Here is a 24,475-nt window from a genome sequence, read left to right on the forward strand (position 1 = left end):
TGTGCGGCGCGGACTTGGGGGAGCCGGCCAGGCGGCGCCCGCGCCCCGTGCGGTGATCGCCGCACCGCCCCCGGAGGGCAACCCGCTGCGACGGGGGGCAAGCCGTCCGGCGCGACACGGCAGTTATCGCCCTACAGCGGTGGAAAGGTCGCAGAGCAAGTCGACTCCGCGCGGAGCGCGAGCCGAACACCCGGGCGGAGCGGTCATCCGGACTGTCGGACGATCACTCGGGCCGGTTCGGGGGCGAGATCGGCCGTCGGCAGGCCCAGTGCGTTGCGTGCGGCGATGCGGCCGATGGACTCCGCGTCGATGTGCACGGTGGTCAGGGCGGGCGAGAACAGGGCTCCGTGCGGAGTGTCGTCGAATCCGATGACGGCGAGGTCTTCCGGTGCCCGCAATCCGATGTTTCGCATCGCGGCGAGTGTTACGAGTGCGAGGTCGTCGTTGTAGGCGAGGGCGGCCGTGATCTCCGGGTGGTCGGCGCGGAAGGACCGTAGCCGTTCCCCGGCGGCGGCGAGGCCGTCGGGAAGGATCAGCGTCGGGCAGCCGGTCAGGCCCGCCGCGTGCGTGGCTTGCTGGATGAGCCGCTCTTTGAGGCCGGCGAGAGCCTGAAGTTCCGGGGCCTCCGGCAGGACGGTGGCGATGTGCCGGTGGCCTCGGTCGACGAGGTACTGGACCGGGATGTCGGCCTGCGCGGAGAACGCGTCGAGACGCGTTTCGGAGTCGGCGGCCATCGCCGCCGCGCGGCCGGAGCCGCCCAGGTCGATCACGGCCCGCGCGGAGACGGCCTGGGTCACGTCGGAGAGCGCCTGCGAGGAAAGGCTGCCGTGCAGCACCAGGAGCACGTGGTCGTGCGCGGCGAGTTCGGCGTCGAGGCCGCGGATGTAGCTGCCCAGGCTGCTGCCGGTGGGGATTCCCTCGACGTTGAGCAGGACGGTGCGGGACGCCCCTTTGCGCAACGCCTGCGCTGAGCCGTTGGGGACGTAGCCGAGTTCGCGGGCGGCCTGCCGTACCCGTTCCCGCGTCTCCGGAGAGACGTGCCCGGCCGCGCCGTTGAGGACGAAGCTCACCGTGGTCTGTGAGACACCGCTGGCGCGTGCGACGTCCTTGGCCGTCGCACGCGTGGACTTGCTCACTCACTTGCTCCTCGGGATAGGGGCCGTCGGCGGGCCTCCAGCGCGGTCCGAAGCGGTTCGGGGCGGTCCGGGGCGGTCCGAAACCCTCCGGAACCCGGGCTTGTGCGGGTTCGGTGCGCTGGTTACAGTACCGCGAACAGTTGGTAATACGATTTACCACCTGCTGGGACACGCCCCTGCGAGCCGCGGGTGCCGGATCCGAGAGAGGCGCCCATGAAGCTCGATCTGGTCGATCCGGAGCTGCGCCGCGCTGTCGCGCGGATGCCGCGGATGCCGATCCGCCGGGGGTGGGGGCGGCGCCTTGTGACCAGGAGCGCGTCGCCGTCGGCGGTTCCAGCGCCGGTGCGGGTCTCGCCGCCTGCCTGGCGCAGCGGCTGTACGACACCGGCGGCACGCAGCCGGTCGGGCAGTGGCTGTCCGACCTCGTCCCCGGCGCTCCCCACGGCTTCGAGACATGGGCTCCCGACACACTGGTCGCCCGCAGCCTGCTGGAGCGCGGCCGCGCCTGGTCGGCCGCGCGGCTGACCGGAGCGAACCCGCATGTCCCCGGCGGAGAGTAGAGCTTCACGAAGGGCCGCCGGATCTCCGCCGCGGGGAGTGGAACAGGGGCTCGCCCGCCGCGAAGCCGCCGGGCGCACACCCCGCGGCGCCCGTGCCCGCCCCGACCGACGTACTCCCCACACCTCATGGAGACCACATGATCCGCACGTCCTTCAACGACGGCTGGCAGACCCGGCCCAAGGTCAATCCCTTTGCCGAACTGTCCGGGCCGAAGACTCCCTACCGGCCGGTGACGCTGCCGCACGACGCGATGATCGAGCGGGAGCGTACGGTCCCCGGCGGCGAGGTCACGATGGAGGGCGGCGCCGGCGCGTACTTCCCGGGCGGGGCGTACGAGTACCGCAAGACCTTCTCCGTTCCCGAGGAGCACCGGGGCAGGCGGATCCTCTTCGAGTTCGAAGGCGTGCACCGGGACGCCGTCGTGTACGTCAACGGGGACTACGCCGGTCAACGGCCCTTCGGCTACTCACACTTCTTCATCGACGCCGACCGCTTCCTGCGCTTCGGCCAGGACAACGAGATCCGCGTCGAGGCACGTACCCATCGCGACTCGCGCTGGTACACCGGCGCGGGCATCTACCGCGACACCTGGATGCTCGTCGGCGAGGTGGTCCGCATCGCGCCCGACGGGGTGCGGGTCACCACACCGGACATCGACGGGGAGCGGGCGGTGGCCGAGGTCGCGACGAAGGTCGAGAACGACTCCATCGCGATCCGTACGCTCGACATCGTCACCGAGATCCGCGGCGTGCACGGAGACGTCGTCGCGAGCGACGTCTCGAAGGTCACCGTGCTGCCCGGCGAGCCCGCGACCGTACGCCAACGCCTCTACGTCCGGGCCCCGTCGCTGTGGAGCCCGGACACGCCGGCTCTCCACGTCGCCACTGTGACCCTCAAAGAAGCGGACGCCGAGGTGGATACCGAGACCGTCACCTTCGGCATCCGTTCCCTGCGCCTGGACCCCGAGCGCGGACTGCGGATCAACGGTGAGACGGTCAAGCTGCGCGGTGCGTGCGTCCACCACGACAACGGTGTGCTGGGCGCCGCGACCTTCGCCCGCGCCGAGGAGCGCCGCGTCCAGATCCTCAAGGAGGCCGGGTTCAACGCGATCCGCATGTCCCACAATCCGATGAGCAAGGCGATGCTGGACGCGTGCGACCGCCTGGGCATGCTCGTGGTGGACGAGGCGTTCGACGTATGGACCTCGGGCAAGAGCGAGTTCGACTACAGCCTGGCCTTCCCCGAGTGGTGGGAGCGCGACATCGAGGCGATGGTCGCCAAGGACTTCAACCACCCCAGCGTCATCCTCTACTCGATCGGCAACGAGATCCCCGAGACGGGCTCTCCCGTCGGAGCCGCGTGGGGCCGCAAACTCGCCGAGAAGGTCCGGGCGCTGGACGGTACCCGCTACGTCACCAACGCCGTCAACGGCATGCTGGCCGTCATGTCCGACCTGGCCGCCCTGGGGCAGCGCCCGCAGGAGAAAACCGCCGAGGCAGCCGAGGGGGCGGAGGGGGCCGAGGCGGCCGACGACGGCAAGGGCATCAACACCCTCATGGCCGACGCCGGAGACGCGATGAACGCGATCAGTTCCTCCGGCCTCGTCACACAGAAGACGGCCGAGTCCTTCGCCGTGACCGACGTGGCCGGCATGAACTACGCCGAGGCCCGCTACGCCCTGGACCGGGACCTGTTCCCCCACCGGATCATCCTCGGCACGGAGACCTTCCCCACCCGTATCGACGGCAACTGGCGCCTGGTGAAGCAGTACGGCCACGTCATCGGCGACTTCACCTGGACCGGCTGGGACTACCTGGGCGAGGTCGGCATCGGACGCCCCCAGTACGTCACCCCCGACACGCCCCGCCCCTCCCACACCGCGCCCTACCCGTACCTGGTCGCGGGCTGCGGCGACATCGACATCACCGGCCACCGCCGTCCCGCCTCCTACTACCGGGAGATCGTCTTCGGCCTGCGCGCCTCGCCCTACCTGGCCGTCCGGCGCCCGCAGCACCACGGCAAGACCTACGCGGGAACACCGTGGGCATGGAGCGACACCGTCGCCACCTGGACCTGGCCCGGCTTCGAGGGAGAACCGATCACGATCGAGGTCTACAGCGACGCCGACGAGGTCGAACTCCTCCAGGACGGCCGCTCCCTCGGCCGCCGGCCGACAGGCGCGGACCACCGCTTCCGCACCGAGTTCGACACCACGTACCAGCCCGGCGAACTCCTGGCGATCGGCTACCGCGGCGGCATCGAGACCGGCCGCCACACCCTCCGCTCCGCCACCGGCCCGGTGCGGCTGCGCGCCGAGTCCGACCGCCCGGCCATCAGCGCGAACGGCGGCGACCTCGCGTACGTCACCCTCACCCTGACGGACCCGGACGGCACCCTCCGCACCGCGGCCGACCGCCCGGTACGCGTGGACGTCTCGGGCCCCGGCGCCCTGCTCGGCCTCGGCAGCGCGGACCCGTCCACCGAGGAACGCTTCGACGCCACCGAATGCCGTACCTACGAAGGCCGCGCCCTGGCCGTCCTCCGTCCGACCGGCCCCGGCGGGATCCGTCTCCGCGCATCCGCACCCGAATGCGAGCCGGTCGAAGTCCTGGTCACCGTCGAGGAGCGGCGGAAGCCGGCGGGCGATGGCGCGTGAAGCTTCAACCGCCCGAGTGCGCCGAGGCGATCGCACCGCGCATCGGCACGGCTTGAGGGAGGCTCGCGTCTACCCCGTCCACCGGCCCGACAGGAAGGTGATCGCGAAGATCGTGGTCAGCGGGCCGACGAGGCAGAGGTACACGGTTTTGATCTGCGGCCTTCGCAGGCTCCACGCGGCCAGGAAGATCCACAGGGGCCACCACAGGAGGGTGGAGCGGGGGATCGACGTGTACCAGTAGGAGGTGCCGAGAGCCGCCAGGGTGAGGCAGATGTAGACCGCCTCCGGCCAGTGGCGCCGCCACAGGAGGCCGCCGATGAGGACCAGCCCCGCGACCATGGCGACGAGTTCGGCCTGGAACATGAAGCCGTAGCCGGTGGTGAATCGTTGGCCGAAGGCAGCGTCCCAGGTGACGGACCAGGTGTCCCAGGGAGTGTGGAGCGTCCGGTACCAACCGCGTTCCTGGGCATGCTTCCAGGCCATCCAGTCGCCGGTGTGTGCCTGTAGGTACCAGGCGTACAGCCCGGCGGGCACGGCGGGCAGAGCCAGCCACGGCAGCGCGCGCCAGGCGTCACGGGACCGGACGGTGAGGAGGAAGTGGAGGGCGACGGCCGCGGCCAGGAAGAGGCCGCTGACGCGCACGGTCGTCGCCAGCGCCGTCAGAGCGGCCGCCAGGGGCCAGTTGCGGCGCAGGGCGGCGAGCCACGCGGGCAGGGCCAGCGCCAGGAAGAGCGCCTCCGTGTAGCCGGCGGCGAGGAACACCGCGCACGGCGACAACAGGAAGAACAGCACGGCGCGTTGCCCGGCGTCCGCCTCGGCCGTGTAGCGCTTGGCGAGCCGGGCCAGGGCCAGGACGGCGACCGCGCCGGCGACGAAGGAGATCAGCAGCCCCGCCGCGGTCCAGTTCGGGATGACGGTGTGCACCGCGCGCAGCAGCATCGGGAACCCGGGGAAGAACGCCGCCCGGTTGTCGCCGCCGTCCTGCCCGGATCCTGTCCCGCCGGGGAAGTAACCGTCCTGCGCTATGTGCAGATAGTGGTGCCAGTCCCACCGCTCGAAGGCGGTGAGGACCGGGCCGGGGTCATGGGTGCCGGGCCGGGTGGGGAACAGCCAGCGGGTGCAGTAGGCAGTGCCCCACAGGGACAGCCGGGTCAGCAGGTACAGCCACAGCACCTCACGGTCGGCGGGGCCCAGCAGGGTGGCCACCCGGTTCCGGAACCGGGCCGGCCACCCGGGCTCGGGAAGCTTCGGCCGCTCCTGTATTCGTCCGGAGCGGGAGGGGCGGAACTCGGTTGGTGTGAGGAGCATGTATATGTCTCTCGGGTGCTGATGGGGGCATGGGGGGAAATGGGGGGCACGGGGGTCACGGGGGCATGGGGGCATGGGGGTTACGGGGCGGTGCGGCGGCGGCCGGTCACCGGAAAGAAGGGTCGTAGGAGCCGCTGTCGTCCGGGCCTCGCGAGGTCGCCGATCCGGATACCGACGACTGCGTCGTCCGCCCGATGGAGGGGGTGTCCGACGGACTGTCGGGCTGCGACGACGGCGGGGGGGACGGCGGCTGTGTCCGGTCGGACGGCCCGGGTGACGGATGCGCGGGCGGCGGGCTGACGGCCGGCGGTACGGTCGCGGGCGCGCGTTGCAGCCCTACGACGACACCCGCGCCGCCGCACCCGATGATCAGGCACGCGCCTGCGGCCACTGCCCCGAGGCGGCGCCGGTACGCCCGCTTCCCGCGGTCGGTGATGTGCGCGACGGAGGCGGGCCGGGCACGACTCTGCCCGAAGTCCCCGGCCTGTTGGAACAAGGACCGCAGCGGATCCTGTGCTTCAGACAACGGGGTCCTCCTCCTCGATGTGAGAGTCGTGCAGACGGTGGGCGAGTGCGACGCGCCCGCGGGCCAGGTGTGTCTTGACCGTGTTGACGGACAGACCTGCCTCATGGGCGGTCTGCTCGACGGTCAGGTCGCAGAGGTAGTGCAGCGTCAGCGTGCGCCGCTGCCGGGCCGGTAGCTCACGCAGGGCATCCACAAGGACCACCTGCTCAGAGCCGGGAGCATCGACATGGGCCGGTGGAGCGCCTCGGCGCCTCCAGGCGTCGGCCATACGCCGGCGCCCACGCCACCGGCTCACCGCCAGACGCCACGCGACCGTCCGTATCCACGCCTCGGGGTGGCCGTCGCGGTCGAGTTGCCGCCGACGGGTCCACCCCTTGACGAATGCTTCCTGCACGACGTCCTGCGCCTCCTGGAGGTCGCCGAGCATGACGTACAGCTGACCCGTGAGGGAGGCGACCTTCTGGGCGTAAAAATCTTCGAACTCCTCAACGGTCAACGCACGCACTCTCCTGGGTCTCTTGCTTCACGGCGTATACGCCCGCCGAGGGACGTTCGGGTGACACCGAATCCGGACACTTTGGGTGACGGTCGTCACATGGATGTCCCGGGGAATCGCCGGCTCGCCGTGGCGCCCCGGCGTCCCGTCGCCCCGTCGCCCGGTCCGGTTACGGTGTTCGGCTTGTCGGGAGGATGATCGCCGAGGGATGGGCCGGGTCGTGGTGGACGGCCTGGTCGGCGGCCCGGAGGGTGGTCGCGGTGGCGTGCGGTTCGCCGGTGCCGGGGTTGCGGGCGTACCGGGGGAAGGCGCCGCTGGAGACCTGGACCCGGATGCGGTGGCCGCGCTTGAACCGGTGTGCGGTCGGCCAGAGCGTGACCGTGGCGCGCGTGAGTTCGTCGGCGTCCGTCAGGCTGATCAGACCGTCGCAGACGTTGTACGAACGGCCGCGCTGGTCCACATCGCAGAGCCGGACGAAGACGTCGGCGTAGCGCAGGCTGGAGCGGAACCAGATCTCCGCACCGACTTCGCCGATCACCTCGACGTCGTCGTCGAGCGGCGGCGTGGTGTACGCGAGTACGTCCGGCCGGGCCTCCAGCTCGGTGTTGTCGACGCGGCCGGGGCCGGGGACCATGCGCGCGCCGCCGACCGCAGGGGTGGGGTCCGCCGGGTCGTAGCGGTACACCTCGGGAGCCGACTCGACGGGCGGCTCCGTGGCCAGCGCGCCGCCGGGCTGGAGGTGGAACCGCCGGGGCGGGTAGCCGGGCGGCGGCCAGTGGCCGAAGTCCTGCCAGGTCTCAGCCCCCGTCACGTACAGGCGCACCGGATCCCGCTCCGGCGGTTGTTCGCCGCGTGCGTGCGCGAGGCCGAATCCGAGGGCTTCGCGTATCGGCGTGGAGTGGCGGGAAAGGTGTGTCCACGGCCCGACCGTGAGCCGGGCCGGGCGCCCCGCCGCCTGGAGGATCTCGAAGTCACGGAGCTGGCCGGGCAGGAAGATGTCGTACCAGCCGGCGATCGAGCTGACCGGCACGCCGACCTGGGCCACCCGGTGCCGGTGGTCGATCCCGGCCCAGTGCTCGTCGTCCCGGTCATGGGCGAGGAAGTCCTGGATGTAGCCGGAGGGGCGCCCGATGGCGGCCGTGTCGGCCCGGTTCAGCGGAAGCGTGGCCAGCGCGCGACGGTCCTTCCGGCCCTGGGCGATCCTCCTCAGCAGGGGGAACGGGCGCTCCTGGTCGGCCACCATCGTTCCCCAGCCGAACGGCGTCTCCAGAGAGAGTCCGTCCGCGCGCAGGAACTCCAGCGTCAGCGCCGACTCGGTCTCGTTGGGGATCATCGCCTTGACTTGCGGCGGCAGGCTGTCGGCCATCGCCCATTGCGTGTACCCGAGATAGCTGGCGCCGACGAGCACGATGGAGTCGCCGAACCAGGGCTGCTCCACCACCCACTCCAGGGTGGCCAGGCCGTCCGTACGCTCGTGCCGGAACGGGTCGAATTCCCCGCCGGAGCCGAATGTGCCGCGGACGCTCTGGATCAGCACCTGGAACCCGCGCTCGGCCAGCGGCCTGGCCATGCCCGTACCGATCAGGCCCGCCCTGCCGTACGGGCTGCGGAGCAGGGCCGTCGGCAGCGACGCGCCACCGGTCCGCGGCGCCCAGCGGTCGGCCAGCAGTTCGACGCCGTCGGGCATGGGGACACGAAGATCGTGCTGGACGGTCACATCCCGGGTGACCGGGGTGTCCAGTCCGATCCCGCGCTGGAGGAGACGGCTCATCAATGTCATCGGAGGTGCTCCTTTTCCCGGGTGACGACCGACAGCATCCGCATCAGCCGGTCGGTGAAGTCCTCCACGTCGAGGGGTTCAGCTCCCTCGATCACCCAGGTGTTGATGACCGCGGCCCACCCCCCGGTCACGAAGGCCGTGCAGTCGGCGAGCAGTTCCGGTGCGGCCCCCGTACCGGCCATCCGCCGCACGAGGCCCTGGTTGAACGGGCTGAGCAGGCCGCTCAACGCCACGTTCAGTCCGTACGCGCACGGGCCGGTGAACATCGCACGGTAGAAGGGCCGGTGCGCGGCGAAATGCCGGGCGGCGGCCAGCGCGCGGTCCGGTTCGGGCAGTGTGCCCGGCGTCGTCGTGATCGCCGGCACCAGCTCTCTTCCGGCGAGGTCGAGCGCGGCTTCCAGCAGCAGGGTGTCGCGGTCGCCGAACTGCTGGTACACGAGCTGCCTGCTGACATCGGCGGCCTCGGCGAGATCGGAGATCGTGATGTTGGTCGTACCGCGCTCGGACACCAGCGCGACCGCGGCACGCATCAGCGCCGACCGTGAGCGCCGGACTCTGCGGTCGGTCGGTGGCTCGGTTACTTTCATGCCCGAGGATGACACATGTCAAGAAAATGACGAGTGTCATGCCGCTGACGGTTCACCGACGAACGGTTCACTGATGGACAGTTCGCCGATGGACCGTTCGCCGATGGACCGTTCAGCGCTTGACGGTTCAGCGTACGGTCAGCCCTCCGTCGACGCTCAGGACGGTGCCCGTGGTCCACCGGGCCCGGGAGGAGGCGAGGTAGGCCGCGGCCTCCGCTATGTCCTCGGGGGTGCCTATCCGTCCCAACGGGTAGGCGGCCCGCACGTGTTGGTCGTGGATGTCTCGCTGCTCGGGGGGCTCATCGGGCCGAGGTGGGCGTGTCCGTAGGTGGGGGTGCGTACGGCCCCGGGGCGATGGCGTTGACGCGTACGCCGGAGGGGCTCAGTTCGCTGGCGAGGGCCCGGGTCATGGCGTTGACGGCGCCGCGGGTGGCGGAGTAAAAGCGGACAGCTATTGTCCACTTGCCTCAAGGTACGGATATGGACAAGGTCTGTCCACTTCCGGGTGGGGTGAGGGTCCGGTTGCTCATCTCTCGGCGCGGCGCGCCAGGCCGTCCAGGATGAGGGCCATGCCCGCCTCGAACGCCGACTCGTGATCGATCGTCGGGACGGTCATCGGGGCAGCCGTCGGGGCGGTCGTGTCGTCCGCACTGCCGACGGTGCCGGTGTCCGCCCGTCCCTCCGTCTGCCCCTCCGCCTGCTCCTCCAGGGCGCTGCCCACCGTGAAGCGGCTGGCGGTCAGCATCGCCATCTGGGCGTCCCGCTCGGGCAGTCCGGATGCCAGCAGGAAGTCCATCTTGCGGGCGACCCGGCCGAGGTCCACGACCACCAGCGGATCGGGCCAGGATCTCGCCCCCGAGCGCACCGTTCCCGCCTCCTCGCGCGCGATGACCGCCCTGCTGGAGGCGCTGCTCCCTCTCGTGGGCTCTGCGGCCGACGGTGACGATCAGGGCGAGGTCGAGTCGGACGGGGGCGATCCGGACGGGGGCGATCCGGCGCTGCGTGAGCAGATCCTCGCGTGATCCCGGCGGATCGCGATGCCGGACCTGTCGGTGCGGGTCCTGGCCCTGGGGCTGCTGTGCTGGACCCGGCTGCACGGAGTGATCAGCCTGGAACTCGGCCACCACCTGGCCTCCACCGGAATCGACCCCGCCCTGCTGTACCGGGCGGAGATCGACACACTCGTCCGGCAAGCCGTCCGCCCTCCGTCGCCGACGACTTGACCCGCCGACGACTTGACCCGATGCCGTACGGGCCCGGCGGTGGTGCCGGTGGTGCCGCGGCGTCGGCGATGGTCATCCCGACCGGGTATGACAGTGGTCCGGAGTTCTTGTATGATCATGGTGTTACTTCGGTTCAGCACACGAAGTCGCGCGTCTGTGGTCCAAGGAAAGACGTCCGTCTGCCGACGGGAAATGTAGGTGCAAGGCCTGCCGGGCGCTCCATGAATGAAGCGGCCCTTCCTCATCCAGGGAAGGGCCGCTTCTTCGTTGTGCCCTGCTGCCCCGAGCCGGAGCCCCCGCGATCCTGGGGGTGACAGGACCAGGCTCGTGCGGCCGTCGCGAATTACGGTGGAGGCATGACTACCGGGCCGAATCCGCTGGGCGAGTACCTCCGCGCCCGCCGCGAACTCGTCACCCCCGAGCAGATGGGCATCCCCGTCCTCGGGGTACGGCGGGTGCCGGGCCTGCGCCGGGAGGAGGTCGCGATGCTGGCCGGTATCAGCTCCGACTACTACCTGCGCCTGGAACAGGGCCGCGACCGCAACCCTTCCGCGCAGGTCCTGGAGTCCATCGCGCGCGTGCTGCGCCTCGACGACGACAACACGGCGTATCTGCTCGGCCTCGGCGCCGACAAGCCACGCCGCGCGCGGCGGCGGCCCCGGAAGGAGACCGTCCCGCCCAGCATCGTCACGTTCCTGGCGACGCTCCCGCTCCCCGCGTTCGTCGAGGGCCGCTACCTCGACGTCCTCGCCGCCAACCCACTGGCCGGGGCGCTCTCGCCGCGCCTCGTGGCGGGAGCCAACCGACTGCGGGACGTCTTCCTGGACCCGGCGGAGAAGGCCCTCTTCCCGGACTGGGACAGAGCCACCGAGGGGCTCGTCGCCGGTTTCCGCCAGTCCGTCGGCACCGACACCGACAACCCCCGCTTCATCGAACTCGTCGGAGAACTCTCCCTCGCCAGCCCCCGCTTCCGCCGGCTGTGGGCCCGCCACGACGTGGCGGGCCGACTCGGCGCGCCCATGCGTTTCGACCACCCGCAGGTGGGCGAACTCCATCTGAACCGCGAGAAGCTGCACATCACCGGGACGGACGGCATCATGCTCGTCGTCTACCACCCCGACCCCGGCACCGACGACGCCGACAAACTGGCGCTCCTCGGCTCCGCCACGCTGAAGTCGGCCACGCCTCACGACGCGACCGCCCCCGAGCGGGCGCGCCGCGCGGAGCGGTGAACCGCGCCCACCGGCTGCTGCCGCCGCTGCCATCCGTACATCCGTACAACTCCACGCCCCAACGGCATAGTTGTGCCGCGACGCCGCGCGGTCCGGCAGGGGGGGGCGGTGCGTCGGCACGCGCGACGGGAGAGCTACGGATGCCGGCTGGAGCCGGAGAGCGGCGACGGATGCCGTCCGGACTCATCGCCCTGGCGCTCGGCGGCTTCGGTATCGGTCTGACCGAGTTCCTGATCGCCGGGCTGTGGCCGCAGGTGGCGTCGAGTTTCGCGGTGTCCGAGGCGGCCGCGGGCCGGCTGGTCTCCGGGTACGCGCCGGAGAAGAAGTCCCGCGCGGTGGCCCTCATGTTCGCGGGGCTGACGGTGGCGAACGTGCTGGGCGTACCGTTCGGCGCGCTGGCCGGTGAGCGGTGGGGCTGGCGGGCGGCCTTCTGGGCGGTCACCGGGATCGGCGTGCTCGCGCTGGCGGGAATCGCCGCCCTCGTCCCCGGGCGGGCGGGACAGGAGCGGCTGACGGCGACGGGACAGAGCGGCCGACGGCGGCGACGGGCCGCTCGGAGCCGGTGGCGCCAAGTGGCCTGCGGGACCAGCTCCGTACGTTCCGGTCCTGGCAGGTCTGGCTGACCCTGACGGCCACCGCGCTCAGCTACGGCGGGATGTCCGGGGCGTTCACCTACATCGCCTACACGCTCACCGAGGTCGGCGGCTTCTCCGCGGCGGATGTCGCCCGGCTGTTGATGGTGTACGGCGTCGGCCTGGTCGTCGGGAACCTGATCGGAGGGCGGGCCGCCGACCGTGACCGCGACCGCGCCCTGGTTCTCGCCCTGCTCGGACTCACCGTCACGCCGGCGGTGTTCGGTCTGCCGGCCGGCAGCGCGACGGCGTCGGTGCTGCTGATCCTCCTGATGGGACTGTCCGGGTTCGCCGGTGTGCCCGGCATGATCACTCGTGTCACCGACTTCGCCCACGGGGCGCCCCTGGCCGCGAGCGCCAACGTGTCCGCGTCCAACCTCGGCAATGCCCTCGGCGCGTGGCTCGGGGCCTGGCCGTCACGGCGGGTCTCGGCTGTACGGCGCCGCTCTACGTCGGCGCCGGTATCGCCCTGACGTCCACCGTCGTCATGGCCGTCGCCGCGAACCACGCCAGGCGCGGAGCGGCCGTACCGCGGACCGGCTGACGGCTGTCAGGCGACCGCCCGCTCGGTGTCGCTCCGGCTGGTCCTGGCCGCCGGGGAGGGGATGGCGGTCCTGAGGACCGGGGCGGTGAGGCAGGCGACGACGCAGAAGGCCACGGGCAGAAAGAAGGTCAGGTTGAGCGGGACGGCGTGGGTCATCGGCCCGATGACGGCGGGGCCGGCGAGCATCCCGATGTAGCCGAGGCCCGACACCCGGGAGACGTTGGCACCGGCCGCCGCGGGATCGCTGTGACCGGCGGCGCTGAAGAGCTGGGGGATGCAGCCGGACAGCCCGATGCCGAAGACGGTCCAGCCGGCCAGCGCGATCGGTACGTTGGGAGCGAGGGCGGCCAGCGTCATACCTCCCGCCGAGAGGGCCGATCCGTAGCGCAGTACGGCGACGGTGCCCACGCGCGCGGCCACGCGGTCGGCGAGGAGGCGGCCGGTGGTCATGGCGGTGGAGTACATGCCGTAGGCGAGAGCGGCGGTGGCGGCGGGCGCGCCGAGCACGTCCTTGAGGTGGAGCGCGCTCCAGTCGTTGGCGACGCCTTCGCAGAGCATGAGCATGAAGGCCAGGGCCGAGAGCATCCAGATGAGCCGCGGTGTCCTGCGGCGGTTCTTGACGCCCGGGGACGAGGGGGCGGTGCCGGAAGGGGCGGGACCGGGGGTGCTGCTGGAAGGGGCGGGAACTGGGGTGCTGCTGGAAGGGGCGGGAACGGGCGCGGCGGCCGGGCGCAGGAGCGCGGGGGCGGCGAGCGCGGTCGCGGCCAGGCTGAGCACCGCCATGGCCCCCAGGGTGGTGGTCGTGCCCCAGCCCCAGGTGAGGGTGAGGGCGCCGATCAGCGCGGCGATCACACCGCCGATGGAGAACAGCGCGTGGAACGCCGACATGATGGGCCGCTGGTATCCGTGCTCCACCTGTACAGCATGGGCGTTGACTCCCACGTCCAGACAGCCGCTGCCGAAACCGAACACCAGCAGGGCGGCGCCCAGGGTCCACGCGTCGGCGGCCAGGCCCGGCAGCACCATGGAAACGCTACAGGCCACCGCGCTCAGCGGCACCACCTTGCGCGCGCCGAAACGGTCGATGAGCGGTCCGGTCAGCTGCATGCCCGTGAAGGCGCCCGCGCCGAGCAGGAGAAGGAGCCAGCCCAGCACCGCGTGGCTGATGCCGACGTGGTCCTCGATGGCCGGGATATGGACGATCCACATGCCCATGTCGAAGCCGACAACGGCGAAGAAGGCGAACGTGGCCAGTCGGCCGGCTCGCAGCGTCTTGTTCATGATTTCGACCATAACGAACAGATGAGGTGTGCGTAAAGTTGCGTTACGAACGCTAGGAATGTTCAATGCGGGTATGGCAGCCACGGAGCGACTGAAGAAGATCGCCGACGCCGTGCGGGAGACCGGACGGCTGAGCGTCACGGAACTGGCCGACCTCACCGGCGCTTCGGAGATGACCATCCGCCGCGACCTGGAGGTCCTGGCCGACCAGGGCGTCCTGGAGCGTTACCGGGGCGGGGCGCGCAGCCTGCTCCTGCGGGGCGAGGAGCCCCCGTTCGATCTGCGGGCGCGGGACGCGCTCGACATCAAGCGGCGCATCGCCGCCGAGGTCGCCGAACTGATCGCGGACGGCGAGTCGGTGGTCCTCGACAGCGGCACCACCTGCCTGGAGGTCGCCCGCGTCCTGCACCACCGAAGCCTGACCGTCATGCCGCTGTCCCTGCACGCCGCCAACGCGCTGACCGGCGCACCCCGGCTGACCCTGCTCCTGCCCGGCGGCCAGCCGCGCCCCGGGGAACTGGCCCTGACCGGCCCGCTGACCGAAGCCTCCCTGGCCGCCCTGCGCTTCGACACCGCCGTCATCGGCTGCTGCGGGCTGACCGCCACCGACGGGCTGACCGCCTACGACCTGGCCGACGCCGCGATCAAGCGCGCCGCGATCGCCTCGGCCCGCCGTGTCATCGCCGTCACCGAGGCCGCCAAGCTCTCTCGTACGGCCCTCGCCTTCGTCACCCCGGCGTCCGCCCTGCACGCCGTCGTGACCGACGGCTCCGCCACCGACGACGAGACCGACGCGCTGACCGCGGCCGGTGTCACCGTACGGAAGGTATGACCCCGTAGCCGCGCCGCGCCGCGCCTCCGCCGGGCGCGTGGCCCCTGGCCGAAGAGGCCCCCGGACCGCAGAGGCCCCGGAACCTGACATCCGGGGCCTCTGCCATCGGTGTGTGGGCGACGCCGCGGGTCGGCATATGGTTGCCTCACTTACGCATGCACGTGGAGTCGAGATGAGCCCGAGGGCAGCAGACGATCCGGGGCGGGACGAAGGCCGGCCGCTCACCGACGTTCTGGCCGTGATGCCCCGGCTGGCGCAGCTCCAGAGCGCTTTCAGCCGCGGGCGCCTGGTCGAGCGCGCCATGGAGGCCGCGAATCTACGGCTGGACCGCCCCGCGATGTCGGTGCTCCTGACGGTGGGCCTGGCGAAGAAGCCGCTGCGCATCGGGGAGATCGCGCAGAAGATGCAGGTGGTCGGCCCGCATGTCACCCGGCAGGTGCAGGAGCTGGAACGGCGTGGCCTGGTCCACCGCGTGACGGACCCGCTCGACCGGCGGGCGAGCCTGATCGAGCCGACCGCCGAGGGCTCGGCGGCGACGGAGCGGTACACGCTGGCCATCGTCAGCTGGTTCACCGAGGCCATCGGCGACTGGTCCGAGGAGGACCGCAATGATCTCGGACGTCTCCTGGGGCGCTTCGCCGAGGATGTGACGGCCCATCTCGCGACCCTCGACGAGAGCCCTCCGCCCCCCGCTTCCTAGCGCTCTGGCTCCCGCTCCCGCTCCCGCCCCCGGCCCCGGTCAGCTTCCGATGTAGGCCGCCAGGTGCTCCCCGGTGAGGGTGGTGGAGCGGGCCGCGACGAGGTCCGCGGGGGTGCCCTCGAAGACGACGCTGCCGCCGTCGTGGCCGGCGCCGGGGCCGAGGTCGATGATCCAGTCCGCGTGCGCCATCACCGCCTGGTGGTGCTCGATGACGACGACCGACTTGCCGGAGTCGACCAGCCGGTCGAGCAGGCCGAGCAACTGCTCGACATCGGCGAGGTGCAGGCCGGTGGTCGGCTCGTCGAGGACGTAGACGCCGCCCTTCTCGGTCATGTGGGTGGCCAGCTTGAGCCGCTGCCGCTCGCCGCCGGAGAGCGTGGTGAGCGGCTGGCCGAGGGTCAGGTAGCCGAGCCCGACGTCCACGAGCCGGTCGAGGATCCGGTGCGCGGCCGGCGTACGCGCCTCGCCCGCGCCGAAGAACTCCTCGGCCTCGCTCACCGACATCGCGAGCACCTCGCTGATGTCGCGGCCCCCGAAGTGGTGGTCCAGCACCGACGCCTGGAACCGCTTCCCCTCGCACTCCTCGCAGGTGGACGCCGTACCGGCCATCATCGCCAGGTCGACGTAGATCACACCGGCGCCGTTGCAGTGGGGGCAGGCGCCCTCGGAGTTCGCGCTGAACAGCGCCGGCTTCACGCCGTTGGCCTTCGCGAACGCCTTACGGATCGGTTCCAGCAGCCCGGTGTAGGTCGCCGGGTTGCTGCGCCGGGAGCCCTTGATGGCCGACTGGTCCACCGTCACCACGCCGTCCCGCCCGGCCACCGAGCCGTGGATCAGCGAACTCTTGCCGGAACCGGCGACCCCGGTGATCACGACGAGCGCGCCGAGCGGGATGTCGACGTCGACGTCCTTCAGGTTGTGGGCGTCGGCGCCGCGCACCTCCAGTACGCCCCGGGGCTTCCGTACCGACGGCTTCAGCGACGTGCGGTCGTCCAGATGCCGCCCGGTGAGGGTGCCGGCGGCCCGCAGCCCCTCGACGGTGCCCTCGAAGACGACCTCGCCGCCCGCCGTACCGGCGCCGGGTCCGAGGTCCACGACGTGGTCGGCGATCGCTATGGTCTCCGGCTTGTGCTCCACGACCAGCACGGTGTTGCCCTTGTCGCGCAGCTGGAGCAGCAGGTCGTTCATCCGCTGGATGTCGTGGGGATGCAGGCCGATGGTGGGCTCGTCGAAGACGTAGGTGACATCGGTGAGCGGGGAGCCGAGGTGGCGGATCATCTTGACGCGCTGTGCCTCGCCGCCCGAGAGGGTGCCCGAGGGCCGGTCGAGCGAGAGATAGCCCAGCCCGATGTCGACGAACGAGTCGAGGGTCTCGCCCAGCGCCTTCAGCAGCGGCGCCGCCGACGGCTCGTCCAGGCCGCCTACCCAGACGGCCAGGTCGCTGATCTGCATCGCGCAGGCGTCGGCGATGCTGATCCCCTTGATCTTCGAGGACCGGGCGCCCTCGCTGAGCCGGGTGCCGCCGCACTCCGGGCAGGCGGTGAACGTCACCGCCCGCTCCACGAACGCGCGGATGTGCGGCTGGAGCGCCTCCCGGTCCTTGGAGAGGAACGACTTCTGGACCTTGGGGATCAGCCCCTCGTAGGTGAGGTTGATGCCGCTGACCTTGATCTTGGTCGGCTCGCGGTACAGGAAGTCGTGCAGCTCGGTCTCGGTGAAGTCGCGGATCGGCTTCTTCGGGTCGAGGAAGCCCGACTCGGTGAAGATCCGTACGGTCCAATGGCCGTCCACCTTGTACCCGGGGACGGTGATCGCACCCTCGGCGATCGACTTGGAGTCGTCGTAGAGCTGGGTGAGGTCGATGTCGGAGGCGGTGCCCATGCCCTCGCAGCGCGGACACATGCCGCCGGTGACGCTGAAGCTGCGCCGCTCCTTCACGGTCTTCCCGCCGCGTTCGACCGTCACCGCGCCCGCCCCGCTGATGGAGGGGACGTTGAAGGAGAACGCCCGGGGCGAGCCGATGTGCGGCCGCCCGAGCCGACTGAACAGGATGCGCAGCATGGCGCCGGTGTCGGTGGCGGTGGCGACCGTCGAACGGGAGTGGGACCCCATGCGCTGCTGGTCGACGATGATCGCGGTCGTCAGGCCGTCCAGCACGTCGACGTCGGGCCGCGCCAGTGTCGGCATGAAGCCCTGTACGAAGGCGCTGTACGTCTCGTTGATCAGCCGCTGCGACTCCGCAGCGATCGTGTCGAACACCAGGGAACTCTTGCCCGAGCCCGAGACGCCGGTGAAGACCGTCAGCCGGCGCTTGGGGATCTCGACGGTGACGTCCTTGAGATTGTTCTCCCGGGCGCCGTGCACGCGGATCAGATCGTGGCTGTCGGCGCTGTGCGGCGCGGGACCGTGCGGCGCGGGCGGCTGCGTGTCCGTCCTCGTGGCCTTGCTCATCGTGTCTCCATCTCTGGGGTGGGGCGTGGGGCGCCCTCGCGGTCTCCGTCGGCTTTTCGTCGGCTCTTCGTCGGCGTCGCCCGGCTCGGTCCGACCGGCTACGGGCGGTCCGACCCGCTACGAGCGGTACGTCTGATTATCCTTCTTCTTCGTTTTTTCCTGGATGTCCGCCGCAGGTCCCCACACGCTACGAGCGGGGGAGTGGGTTTCGCTTCTCCATTCCTGATCGATCCCGGTTCCGGTCGGCATCGGTCCCGGTTCCGGTCGGCCCGGGGAGGCGAGCGCGCGCCTTACGTGTCCGTTCGGCTACTGTCCGTGGTGTGTCGGTGGTGATGTCGGACGGGCGCCGGGTGGCGCGAGGCGGCTGGTTGGTGGTGGCCGTGGTGCTGGCCGCGCTGATCCATGTCCTCGCGTGTGCCCATGGCCCGCAGACGGCCGCCGGACCGCGTGCCGACTCGCTGCCGCTCGCCGGGGCCGTGGTTCCGGCCCCCGTGACGGCGTCGGTATCCGCCTCGGTATCCGCCTCGGCCTCGGCGTCGGTCACGTCCGTCGCCACGGGTACGAGCGCGCCGACGGGGTGCTGGGAGGCGGACGAGCCGGGGACCGTGGACCCGCCAGGACTGTGGACGCCGCCCGGGGCGACCGGCGGGGCGAGCGGCGGGGCCGACGCGGACGGCGAAGCGCTCGCGCCGGAGTGGGGGAGGGCGGGGCCCGGGCGGCCCGAGCCGGAGTGGGGCCGTGCCGCGCGGGTGCGGGCGGTGCTGGGGGTGTGGCGGACCTGACGGGGCCGGGCCGCGCGGCGGTCCGCCGCGAACGGCCCGATCCGCGCCGTTTCCCCGTCACTTCCTCCCTCGCTTTCCTCCCGCACTCCGCCTCGTAGGAGACCCGTACATGACCTCTTTCGGCATGCCTTCCCCGGCTCTGGCGCTCTCCGCCTCTCCGCCCGCGCCCCCGCCCGTCCACACCCCCGCCGGACTGGTCGGTGACACGCCCGTGCTCTGGGTGGGGGAGCCCTTCACCCGGGGCGGGCGCGGCTTCTGGGCCAAGCTGGAGGGCCGCAACCCCGGCGGGATCAAGGACCGCACCGCCCTGTACATGACGGCCCGCGCGCGCGAGCGCGGTGACCTGCGGCCGGGCGGCCGGATCGTGGAGTCCACCTCCGGCACCCTCGGCCTCGGCCTCGCGCTGGCCGGGGTGACCTTCGGCCACCGGGTCACCGTGGTCACCGACCCGGGTACGGAGCCGCTGATGCGCGGCCTGCTCACGGCGTACGGCGCTGACCTGCACGTCGTACCGGAACCGCATCCCACGGGCGGCTGGCAGCAGGCCAGGCGCGAGCGGGTCGGGCAGCTGCTGGCGGCCGATCCGGACGCCTGGTGCCCCGACCAGTACCACAACCCCGACAACGTGGCGGCCTACGCCGGGCTCGCCCATGAACTCGTCGCCCAGCTGGGCACGATCGACGCCCTGGTCGTCAGCGTCGGCACGGGCGGGCACTCCGCCGGGATCGCGCGGGTGCTGCGCGGCCGCTTCCCCGCGCTGCGGGTGGTGGGGGTGGACGCGACCGGCTCCACGATCTTCGGGCAGCCCGACGCGCCCCGGCTGATGCGCGGTCTCGGCAGCAGCATCCATCCGCGCAACGTCGACTACCCGCTCTTCGACGAGGTGCACTGGGTCGCGGCCGGTGAGGCGGTGTGGGCGGCCCGCGCCCTCGCCCGCGGCCGGTACGCGAGCGGCGGATGGAGCGTGGGCGCGGTCGCGGTGGTGGCCCGGCACCTGGCCGCCCGGCTGCCCGCCGGGGCCCGGATCGTCGCCATCTTCCCCGACGGACCGCACCGCTATACGGGCACGCTCTACTCGGACGCCTTCTGCCGCGAGCACGCGCTGCCCGTGGCGCCGCCCGCCGAGTTCCCCGACGAGATCGCCCACCCGGACGAACGCGCGGTCACCCGCTGGACGAGGTGTGCCACCGTCGTCGACCCGCTGCCCGCGCGGGACGCGCGCGGCGCGGACCACGGCACGCGCGCGGCGGACGCGGGCACCCGTGGCCCGGTGGAGGTGGTCCGATGACCTCCGTGTGGGCCACCACCCGCTCCTTCCCGCCCGCCGTAAGACTGCTGATGGCCAATCAGTTCGCCATCAACTGCGCCTTCTACATGCTCATGCCCTATCTCGCCGCCCACCTCTCCGGCGATCTGCACCTCGCCGCGTGGTCGGTGGGCCTGGTCCTGGGCGTACGCAATCTCTCCCAGCAGGGCATGTTCCTCCTCGGCGGCAGCCTGGCCGACCGGTACGGATACAAGGCGCCGATCCTCGCCGGATGTCTGCTGCGTACCGCCGGGTTCGCGCTGCTCGGGTGGGTGGACGCGCTGCCCGCGCTGATCATCGCCTCGGCGGCCACCGGGCTCGCGGGCGCGCTGTTCAACCCGGCGGTCCGCGCCGCACTCGCCGCCGAGGCGGGCGAGCGGCGGGTGGAGGCGTTCGCCGCGTTCAACGTCCATTACCAGGCGGGGATGTTGCTCGGCCCGCCGATCGGACTGGCGCTGCTGGTGGCCGACTTCAAGGTGGTGTGCGGTGTGGCCGCGCTGATCTTCGCGGTGCTGACCCTCGTACAGTGGCGCGCACTCCCCGGCGACGGGGCCGCCGCCGGCGGACAGCGCGCCGGCGGGGTGTGGGCGCAGTGGCGGACGGTGGCGGCCAACCGGCCGTTCCTGCTGTTCTCGCTCGCCATGATCGGCTCGTACGTACTGGCCTTTCAGGTCTACCTGGCGCTGCCGCTGGCCGTCGGCGCGGCGCTGGGGGCCGCCGGGTCCGTCGCCACCAGCGGACTGTTCGTGCTCTCCGCCGCGGTGGCGGTCCTGGGACAGCTCCGGCTGACCGGCTGGGCCGGCCGCCGCTGGACGGGCCCGCAGGCGCTGGTGTACGGCCTGATGATCATGGGTGCGGCCTTCGCGCCGCTCGCCCTGCTGACGGCGACGACCGACCGGGCCGCGACCGTCGCCGTGCTCACCGCCCTGGCGGTGGCCGTGGTGCTGCTGGCCGTCGGGGGCGCGGTGGTCTATCCGTTCGAGATGGACACCATCGTCACGCTCTCGGGCAACCGCCTGGTGGCCACCCACTACGGCTTCTACAACACACTGTCCGGGCTGGGCATCACCCTCGGCAACCTCGCCACCGGCGCCCTGTGGGACTTCGCCGGGCGCCACCACGCGTCCTGGCTGGTCTGGGGAACGCTCACCGCGACCGGCCTGGGCTGCGCGCTCGCGGTCCTCGCCCTCTCCCGCACCGGAGCCCTGGCGGGCGGCCGCGTACCCGCGGCGCCCGTGGCCGCCTGACGGCCGACGGCCCGTCACACGACAGTGTGACGGGCCGCCGGCAGGACCGGCGGCCCCGTCACGCGAGAATGAAGCCCTGATATTCCTGTGGGGACTACCAAAGCATCATAAGATCCTGATCTTCATCCTTGAGGGTTGTCCACAAGGCGACCTTCCCACGTGGTGGTGTTCTGCGTCCACGCCTCGGTCAGCCGACTGAGGTAGTCGTAGGCGAAGCACTGGTCATCGAACACGGTGCGGGTCTGGGTCTCGACCGAGAGGGCGTTCTCCGGTTTGAACAGCACGGTCGATGGCTTGCCGGTGCTGTAGTACGGCGCGAAGGTCCTGACCGCCTGTCCGCGCCCGTCGTAGAAGACGTCCGTCAGGATGCTGCCGCCGGACGGCCCGGGAGCCTGGGTCTGTCGCTCACGGAGGAATCCGTCGTAGAGGACGTAGGACGCGACCTGTCCGCCGGTGTTGTTGAGGGTTTTGGTGGTGACGGCGGCCGGCTTGCCGTCCTCGACGAGGTAAGCGAACTCGCAGCTGGAAGTCAACTCATGTGTCCATGAGCCCAGTTGGCTCGGCATGAAGCGGGCGGAGGTGCGCCGGGGCCTTGTAGGTTGGGCGCACATCGTTTGTACACATGTTCACCACAGGAGGCGCTCCCGTGTCCGATCGTGACCCCAGTGTTGACTCGTCCGCGGCCATACGGGCCAGGATCGACACCGGCAAGCCGCATTCCGCGCGTTTCTGGAACTACTTCGTGGGCGGCAAGGACAACTACGACGTCGACCGCGCCGTCGGGGACCAGATCAAGGAGATCTTCCCCGGCCTGGTCGACGTCGCCCTGACGAGCCGTCACTTCCTCGGGCGCGCGGTCCGGCATCTCGCGGTGGACCAGGGCGTACGGCAGTTCCTGGACGTCGGTACGGGGCTGCCGACGGCGGACAACACGCACGAGGTGGCCCAGCGCCTCGCGCCTGACTCGCGGATCGTCTACGTGGACAACGACCCGCTGGTGCTGGCGCACGCGCGGGCGCTGCTGACGAGCACGCCCGAGGGCAGGACCGACTACCTCGACGCCGACCTGTACGACCCCGAGTCGATCCTCAAGGCAGCCGAGGGGACCCTGGACCTCTCGCGGCCCGTCGCGCTGATGATCCTCAACACGCTCGGGCACGTCGCCGAGTACGAGCAGGCACGTTCGCTGGTGTCGCGGCTCATGGCCGGTCTGCCGTCCGGCAGTTACCTGGTGATCAGCGACTCCACCTCCACCAGCGAGGGCATGATCGCGGCGTCGGACGCGTACAACGCGAGCGGCGCGGTGCCGTATTACGTACGCGGCGTCGAGGAGATCGGCGGCTTCTTCGACGGGCTCGACCTGGTGGAGCCCGGGATCGCCCAGGTCACCCAGTGGCGCCAGGAGGCGGACGGCGCGGACAGTGCCGCGGGCGGGGCGCCGGCGGTGGACGCGTACTGCGGCGTGGGCCGCAAGCCGTAGCCGCCCGCCCGCAAAGGAGCACGCAAAGGAGTACGTGAGGGAGCAGTGGGGCGCCGCCGTCAGCGCGGCGCCTCCCAGGTCATGGTCGTACCTCGCGCGCCGTCCTCCCCGTCCTCGCCGTTCTCCCCGTTCCGGTCCCGGGCGTCGTCGCGCACCCCGTCGTCCCGTACGGTCAGCCGCACCCCGTCCCGGTCGCCCGGCAGCCGGGCCGTCGCGTCGACCTCCACCTCGATCGACGTCACCCCGGCCCGCCGGTGCGCTGCGGCCAGCGCGCCGCGCAGCGCGACGAGCAGTTCCTGGCCCGCCGGCTCGCCCACCAGGGTGTCCACCGGTCCGGTGAAGCGCACGGACGGCCGGAAGCCCAGCAGGACCGCGGCGCCTCCCGTCTCGCGCAGCACCTTCCCCCGTACGCTCGTCGGGCCGTCGGCCGGGGGCTGCTGAAGCGCGAAGATCGTGGTCCGCACCTCCTGGATGGTGGAGTCCAGCTCGTCCACCGCTCGGCCGATCAGCTCGTCGAGACCGGTCCCCGCCACCCGCCGCCGGGTGGACTCCAGCATCATCTCGGTGGCGAACAGCCGCTGCACCACCAGATCGTGCAGATCGCGGGCGATCCGGTCGCGGTCCTCGAACACCGCGAGCTGCTCCCGGTCGTGCTGCGCGTCCGCCAGCACCAGCGCCAGCGCGGCCTGCGAGGCGAACTGGGTGGCCAGCAGCCGGTCCACCCCCCGGTACGGACGGCCCCCTCGGCGGCGCGGCAGGGCGAGCGTACCGATCAGCTTCCCGCCGCTCTGGAGCGGCAGCATCATGGACGGCCCGAAGCGCGACCTCACATGGGTGGTCATCCGGGGATCCGTGGACGAGTCCTCGATGAACACCGGCTCACCTCCCAGCAGTTGGACCAGCACGGGGGAGCCGGGCTCGATGGTGGTGCCGACGATGTCGCCGGGGTCGTCCACCGTGGACGCGGCGACGATCTCCATCCCGCCCTCCTCGGTCGGCTGGAGGACCACCCCCGCGAACGCGTCGGCGAGCACCCGGGCCGACTCGGCCACCGTGACCAGCGCGTCCACGGCGTTCCGCCCGGTCAGCAGCGCCGTCGTGACGGCGGCGGCCCCCTCGATCCACCGCTCGCGCTGGCGGGCCGTCCCGTACAGCCGGGCCGTGCCGATGGCGCCGGCGGCCTGGGCGGCCAGCACCCGCAGCAGGCTCTGGTCCTGCTCGGTGAAGGAACCGGTCCGCTTCTCCGTCAGGTACAGATTGCCGAAGACCTCCCCGTCCAGCTCGACGGGGACGCCCAGGAAGGACCGCATCCGGGGATGGCCCGGCGGCACCCCGCAGGACCGGGGGTCGGTGGTCAGATCGTCCAGCCGGACGGGCCTGGCCTCGTCGACGAGCACCCCGAGCAGTCCGGTGTGGCCGTCCGGCAGCCGCCCGACGCGATGCCGTTCGGTGTCGCTCATGCCGGCCGTGAACAGCTCCGTCAGCCCGCCGCGCTCCAGATCGGCGACGCCGAGCGCGCCGTACCGCGCGCCGATGAGTTCGGTGGCGGTGTCGACGACGTGTTGCAGGGTGGCGCGCAGCTCGACATCCGTACCGATGCCGAGCACGGCTTCGAGCAGCAGCGGCAGCCGGGGGCCGGAGTCCGCGCCGCCGCTCCCGGACCGGGCCGCCGCGCGCCGCGCCGTGTGCCGCCGCTCCGGGTGCCCGCCCGGACG

General features: G+C 71.6%; 23 protein-coding genes, 1 tRNA gene and 1 pseudogene. 14 read left to right on the top strand and 11 right to left on the bottom strand.

What is annotated here, in order from left to right; genetic code table 11:
• Window positions 1–203 precede the first annotated feature (203 nt).
• Complete coding sequence (locus OG627_RS24445; protein ID WP_329068494.1) at window positions 204–1,136, bottom strand: LacI family DNA-binding transcriptional regulator; 933 nt, start codon at window positions 1,134–1,136, stop codon at window positions 204–206.
• 287 nt (window positions 1,137–1,423) lie between these two features.
• Between OG627_RS24445 and OG627_RS24450 the strand changes: the two genes are divergently transcribed.
• Both OG627_RS24450 and OG627_RS24455 read left to right on the top strand, forming a co-directional pair.
• The gene (locus tag OG627_RS24450; RefSeq protein WP_329068497.1) at window positions 1,424–1,696 is read left to right on the top strand and encodes an alpha/beta hydrolase fold domain-containing protein; all 273 of its coding nucleotides are present in this window, start codon (window positions 1,424–1,426) and stop codon (window positions 1,694–1,696) included.
• 137 nt (window positions 1,697–1,833) lie between these two features.
• Window positions 1,834–4,353, top strand: a complete 2,520-nt coding sequence (locus OG627_RS24455) for a glycoside hydrolase family 2 TIM barrel-domain containing protein (protein ID WP_329068498.1) — start codon at window positions 1,834–1,836, stop codon at window positions 4,351–4,353.
• A 69-nt stretch (window positions 4,354–4,422) separates the two neighbouring features.
• Here OG627_RS24455 and OG627_RS24460 read toward each other — a convergent pair whose 3' ends face one another.
• From OG627_RS24460 to OG627_RS24490, 6 genes and pseudogenes are all read right to left on the bottom strand, one after another.
• Window positions 4,423–5,661, bottom strand: coding sequence for a mannosyltransferase family protein (locus OG627_RS24460; protein ID WP_329068500.1), 1,239 nt, complete (start codon window positions 5,659–5,661; stop codon window positions 4,423–4,425).
• 518 nt (window positions 5,662–6,179) lie between these two features.
• Window positions 6,180–6,683, bottom strand: a complete 504-nt coding sequence (locus tag OG627_RS24465) for a SigE family RNA polymerase sigma factor (protein WP_329068502.1) — start codon at window positions 6,681–6,683, stop codon at window positions 6,180–6,182.
• 169 nt (window positions 6,684–6,852) lie between these two features.
• Window positions 6,853–8,463: a CocE/NonD family hydrolase gene (locus tag OG627_RS24470; protein WP_329068504.1), complete on the bottom strand. Its 1,611-nt coding sequence runs from the start codon at window positions 8,461–8,463 to the stop codon at window positions 6,853–6,855.
• On the bottom strand, window positions 8,460–8,993 hold the full coding sequence (locus OG627_RS24475) for a TetR/AcrR family transcriptional regulator (protein ID WP_329068507.1): 534 nt from the start codon (window positions 8,991–8,993) through the stop codon (window positions 8,460–8,462). The genes OG627_RS24470 and OG627_RS24475 overlap by 4 nt, the downstream gene beginning before the upstream one ends.
• 184 nt (window positions 8,994–9,177) lie before the next feature.
• Window positions 9,178–9,490 (bottom strand): annotated as a pseudogene (locus OG627_RS35560) (SDR family oxidoreductase); the annotation flags it as partial.
• A gap of 86 nt (window positions 9,491–9,576) precedes the next feature.
• Window positions 9,577–9,915, bottom strand: a complete 339-nt coding sequence (locus tag OG627_RS24490; protein ID WP_329068513.1) for a TetR/AcrR family transcriptional regulator C-terminal domain-containing protein — start codon at window positions 9,913–9,915, stop codon at window positions 9,577–9,579.
• A gap of 22 nt (window positions 9,916–9,937) precedes the next feature.
• Here OG627_RS24490 and OG627_RS24495 point away from each other — a divergent pair, with 22 nt between their 5' ends.
• From OG627_RS24495 to OG627_RS35570, 6 genes are all read left to right on the top strand, one after another.
• On the top strand, window positions 9,938–10,072 hold the full coding sequence (locus tag OG627_RS24495) for a hypothetical protein (protein WP_329068515.1): 135 nt from the start codon (window positions 9,938–9,940) through the stop codon (window positions 10,070–10,072).
• Window positions 10,073–10,087: 15 nt separating this feature from the next.
• Complete coding sequence (locus OG627_RS24500) at window positions 10,088–10,273, top strand: TetR-like C-terminal domain-containing protein (protein WP_329068517.1); 186 nt, start codon at window positions 10,088–10,090, stop codon at window positions 10,271–10,273.
• A 150-nt stretch (window positions 10,274–10,423) separates the two neighbouring features.
• A tRNA-OTHER gene (locus OG627_RS24505) sits at window positions 10,424–10,495 on the top strand.
• 134 nt (window positions 10,496–10,629) lie between these two features.
• The gene (locus tag OG627_RS24510; RefSeq protein ID WP_329068518.1) at window positions 10,630–11,505 is read left to right on the top strand and encodes a helix-turn-helix domain-containing protein; all 876 of its coding nucleotides are present in this window, start codon (window positions 10,630–10,632) and stop codon (window positions 11,503–11,505) included.
• Between the two features lie 140 nt (window positions 11,506–11,645).
• Window positions 11,646–12,128 (top strand): MFS transporter, encoded by a 483-nt coding sequence (locus tag OG627_RS35565; protein WP_443073530.1) that lies wholly within the window; start codon window positions 11,646–11,648, stop codon window positions 12,126–12,128.
• On the top strand, window positions 12,068–12,610 hold the full coding sequence (locus tag OG627_RS35570; protein WP_443073531.1) for an MFS transporter: 543 nt from the start codon (window positions 12,068–12,070) through the stop codon (window positions 12,608–12,610). The genes OG627_RS35565 and OG627_RS35570 overlap by 61 nt, the downstream gene beginning before the upstream one ends.
• Window positions 12,611–12,687: 77 nt before the next feature.
• Here the strand turns inward: OG627_RS35570 and OG627_RS24520 are convergent, their stop codons facing one another.
• Entirely contained in the window at window positions 12,688–13,962 is a 1,275-nt protein-coding gene (locus tag OG627_RS24520; RefSeq protein ID WP_329068520.1) for an MFS transporter, read from the bottom strand.
• 73 nt (window positions 13,963–14,035) lie between these two features.
• On the opposite strand from OG627_RS24520, the gene OG627_RS24525 reads away from it, so the two are divergent.
• A complete protein-coding gene (locus OG627_RS24525) occupies window positions 14,036–14,794 on the top strand; it encodes a DeoR/GlpR family DNA-binding transcription regulator (protein WP_329068522.1) in 759 nt (252 codons plus the stop codon).
• Window positions 14,795–14,966: 172 nt separating this feature from the next.
• Window positions 14,967–15,494, top strand: coding sequence for a MarR family winged helix-turn-helix transcriptional regulator (locus OG627_RS24530; RefSeq protein WP_329068524.1), 528 nt, complete (start codon window positions 14,967–14,969; stop codon window positions 15,492–15,494).
• Between the two features lie 39 nt (window positions 15,495–15,533).
• On the opposite strand, the gene OG627_RS24535 is transcribed toward OG627_RS24530, so the two are convergent.
• Entirely contained in the window at window positions 15,534–17,945 is a 2,412-nt protein-coding gene (locus OG627_RS24535) for an excinuclease ABC subunit UvrA (RefSeq protein WP_329068526.1), read from the bottom strand.
• Between the two features lie 320 nt (window positions 17,946–18,265).
• Here OG627_RS24535 and OG627_RS24540 point away from each other — a divergent pair, with 320 nt between their 5' ends.
• The 3 genes from OG627_RS24540 to OG627_RS24550 all read left to right on the top strand — a co-directional run bounded on the left by OG627_RS24540 (window position 18,266) and on the right by OG627_RS24550 (window position 21,280).
• The gene (locus OG627_RS24540; protein WP_329068528.1) at window positions 18,266–18,727 is read left to right on the top strand and encodes a hypothetical protein; all 462 of its coding nucleotides are present in this window, start codon (window positions 18,266–18,268) and stop codon (window positions 18,725–18,727) included.
• Between the two features lie 124 nt (window positions 18,728–18,851).
• Window positions 18,852–20,015 carry a PLP-dependent cysteine synthase family protein gene (locus OG627_RS24545; RefSeq protein ID WP_329072937.1) on the top strand — a complete coding sequence of 388 codons (1,164 nt, stop codon included), beginning with the start codon at window positions 18,852–18,854 and terminating at the stop codon, window positions 20,013–20,015.
• A complete protein-coding gene (locus OG627_RS24550; RefSeq protein WP_329068530.1) occupies window positions 20,012–21,280 on the top strand; it encodes an MFS transporter in 1,269 nt (422 codons plus the stop codon). The genes OG627_RS24545 and OG627_RS24550 overlap by 4 nt, the downstream gene beginning before the upstream one ends.
• A gap of 122 nt (window positions 21,281–21,402) precedes the next feature.
• On the opposite strand, the gene OG627_RS24555 is transcribed toward OG627_RS24550, so the two are convergent.
• Window positions 21,403–21,813 (bottom strand): hypothetical protein, encoded by a 411-nt coding sequence (locus OG627_RS24555; protein ID WP_329068531.1) that lies wholly within the window; start codon window positions 21,811–21,813, stop codon window positions 21,403–21,405.
• 89 nt (window positions 21,814–21,902) lie between these two features.
• Here OG627_RS24555 and OG627_RS24560 point away from each other — a divergent pair, with 89 nt between their 5' ends.
• On the top strand, window positions 21,903–22,760 hold the full coding sequence (locus OG627_RS24560) for an SAM-dependent methyltransferase (protein ID WP_443073532.1): 858 nt from the start codon (window positions 21,903–21,905) through the stop codon (window positions 22,758–22,760).
• A 59-nt stretch (window positions 22,761–22,819) separates the two neighbouring features.
• On the opposite strand, the gene OG627_RS24565 is transcribed toward OG627_RS24560, so the two are convergent.
• On the bottom strand, window positions 22,820–24,388 hold the full coding sequence (locus tag OG627_RS24565; protein ID WP_329072939.1) for a GAF domain-containing sensor histidine kinase: 1,569 nt from the start codon (window positions 24,386–24,388) through the stop codon (window positions 22,820–22,822).
• Window positions 24,389–24,475: the final 87 nt, after the last annotated feature.

Origin of the sequence: Streptomyces sp. NBC_01429 (assembly GCF_036231945.1) — a bacterium.
Classification (GTDB): domain Bacteria; phylum Actinomycetota; class Actinomycetes; order Streptomycetales; family Streptomycetaceae; genus Streptomyces.

Excerpts from the sequence above, each read along its gene's own strand:
- OG627_RS24520 (WP_329068520.1), bottom strand. The coding sequence starts at position 13,962 with ATGAACAAGACGCTGCGAGCCGGCCGACTGGCCACGTTCGCCTTCTTC.
- OG627_RS24530 (WP_329068524.1), top strand. The coding sequence starts at position 14,967 with ATGAGCCCGAGGGCAGCAGACGATCCGGGGCGGGACGAAGGCCGGCCG.
- OG627_RS24535 (WP_329068526.1), bottom strand. The coding sequence starts at position 17,945 with ATGAGCAAGGCCACGAGGACGGACACGCAGCCGCCCGCGCCGCACGGT.
- OG627_RS24470 (WP_329068504.1), bottom strand. The coding sequence starts at position 8,463 with ATGACATTGATGAGCCGTCTCCTCCAGCGCGGGATCGGACTGGACACC.
- OG627_RS24545 (WP_329072937.1), top strand. The coding sequence starts at position 18,852 with ATGCCTTCCCCGGCTCTGGCGCTCTCCGCCTCTCCGCCCGCGCCCCCG.
- OG627_RS24525 (WP_329068522.1), top strand. The coding sequence starts at position 14,036 with ATGGCAGCCACGGAGCGACTGAAGAAGATCGCCGACGCCGTGCGGGAG.
- OG627_RS35565 (WP_443073530.1), top strand. The coding sequence starts at position 11,646 with ATGCCGGCTGGAGCCGGAGAGCGGCGACGGATGCCGTCCGGACTCATC.
- OG627_RS24550 (WP_329068530.1), top strand. The coding sequence starts at position 20,012 with ATGACCTCCGTGTGGGCCACCACCCGCTCCTTCCCGCCCGCCGTAAGA.
- OG627_RS24495 (WP_329068515.1), top strand. The coding sequence starts at position 9,938 with ATGACCGCCCTGCTGGAGGCGCTGCTCCCTCTCGTGGGCTCTGCGGCC.
- OG627_RS24460 (WP_329068500.1), bottom strand. The coding sequence starts at position 5,661 with ATGCTCCTCACACCAACCGAGTTCCGCCCCTCCCGCTCCGGACGAATA.
- OG627_RS24560 (WP_443073532.1), top strand. The coding sequence starts at position 21,903 with ATGTTCACCACAGGAGGCGCTCCCGTGTCCGATCGTGACCCCAGTGTT.
- OG627_RS24475 (WP_329068507.1), bottom strand. The coding sequence starts at position 8,993 with ATGCGTGCCGCGGTCGCGCTGGTGTCCGAGCGCGGTACGACCAACATC.
- OG627_RS24455 (WP_329068498.1), top strand. The coding sequence starts at position 1,834 with ATGATCCGCACGTCCTTCAACGACGGCTGGCAGACCCGGCCCAAGGTC.
- OG627_RS24510 (WP_329068518.1), top strand. The coding sequence starts at position 10,630 with ATGACTACCGGGCCGAATCCGCTGGGCGAGTACCTCCGCGCCCGCCGC.
- OG627_RS24500 (WP_329068517.1), top strand. The coding sequence starts at position 10,088 with ATGCCGGACCTGTCGGTGCGGGTCCTGGCCCTGGGGCTGCTGTGCTGG.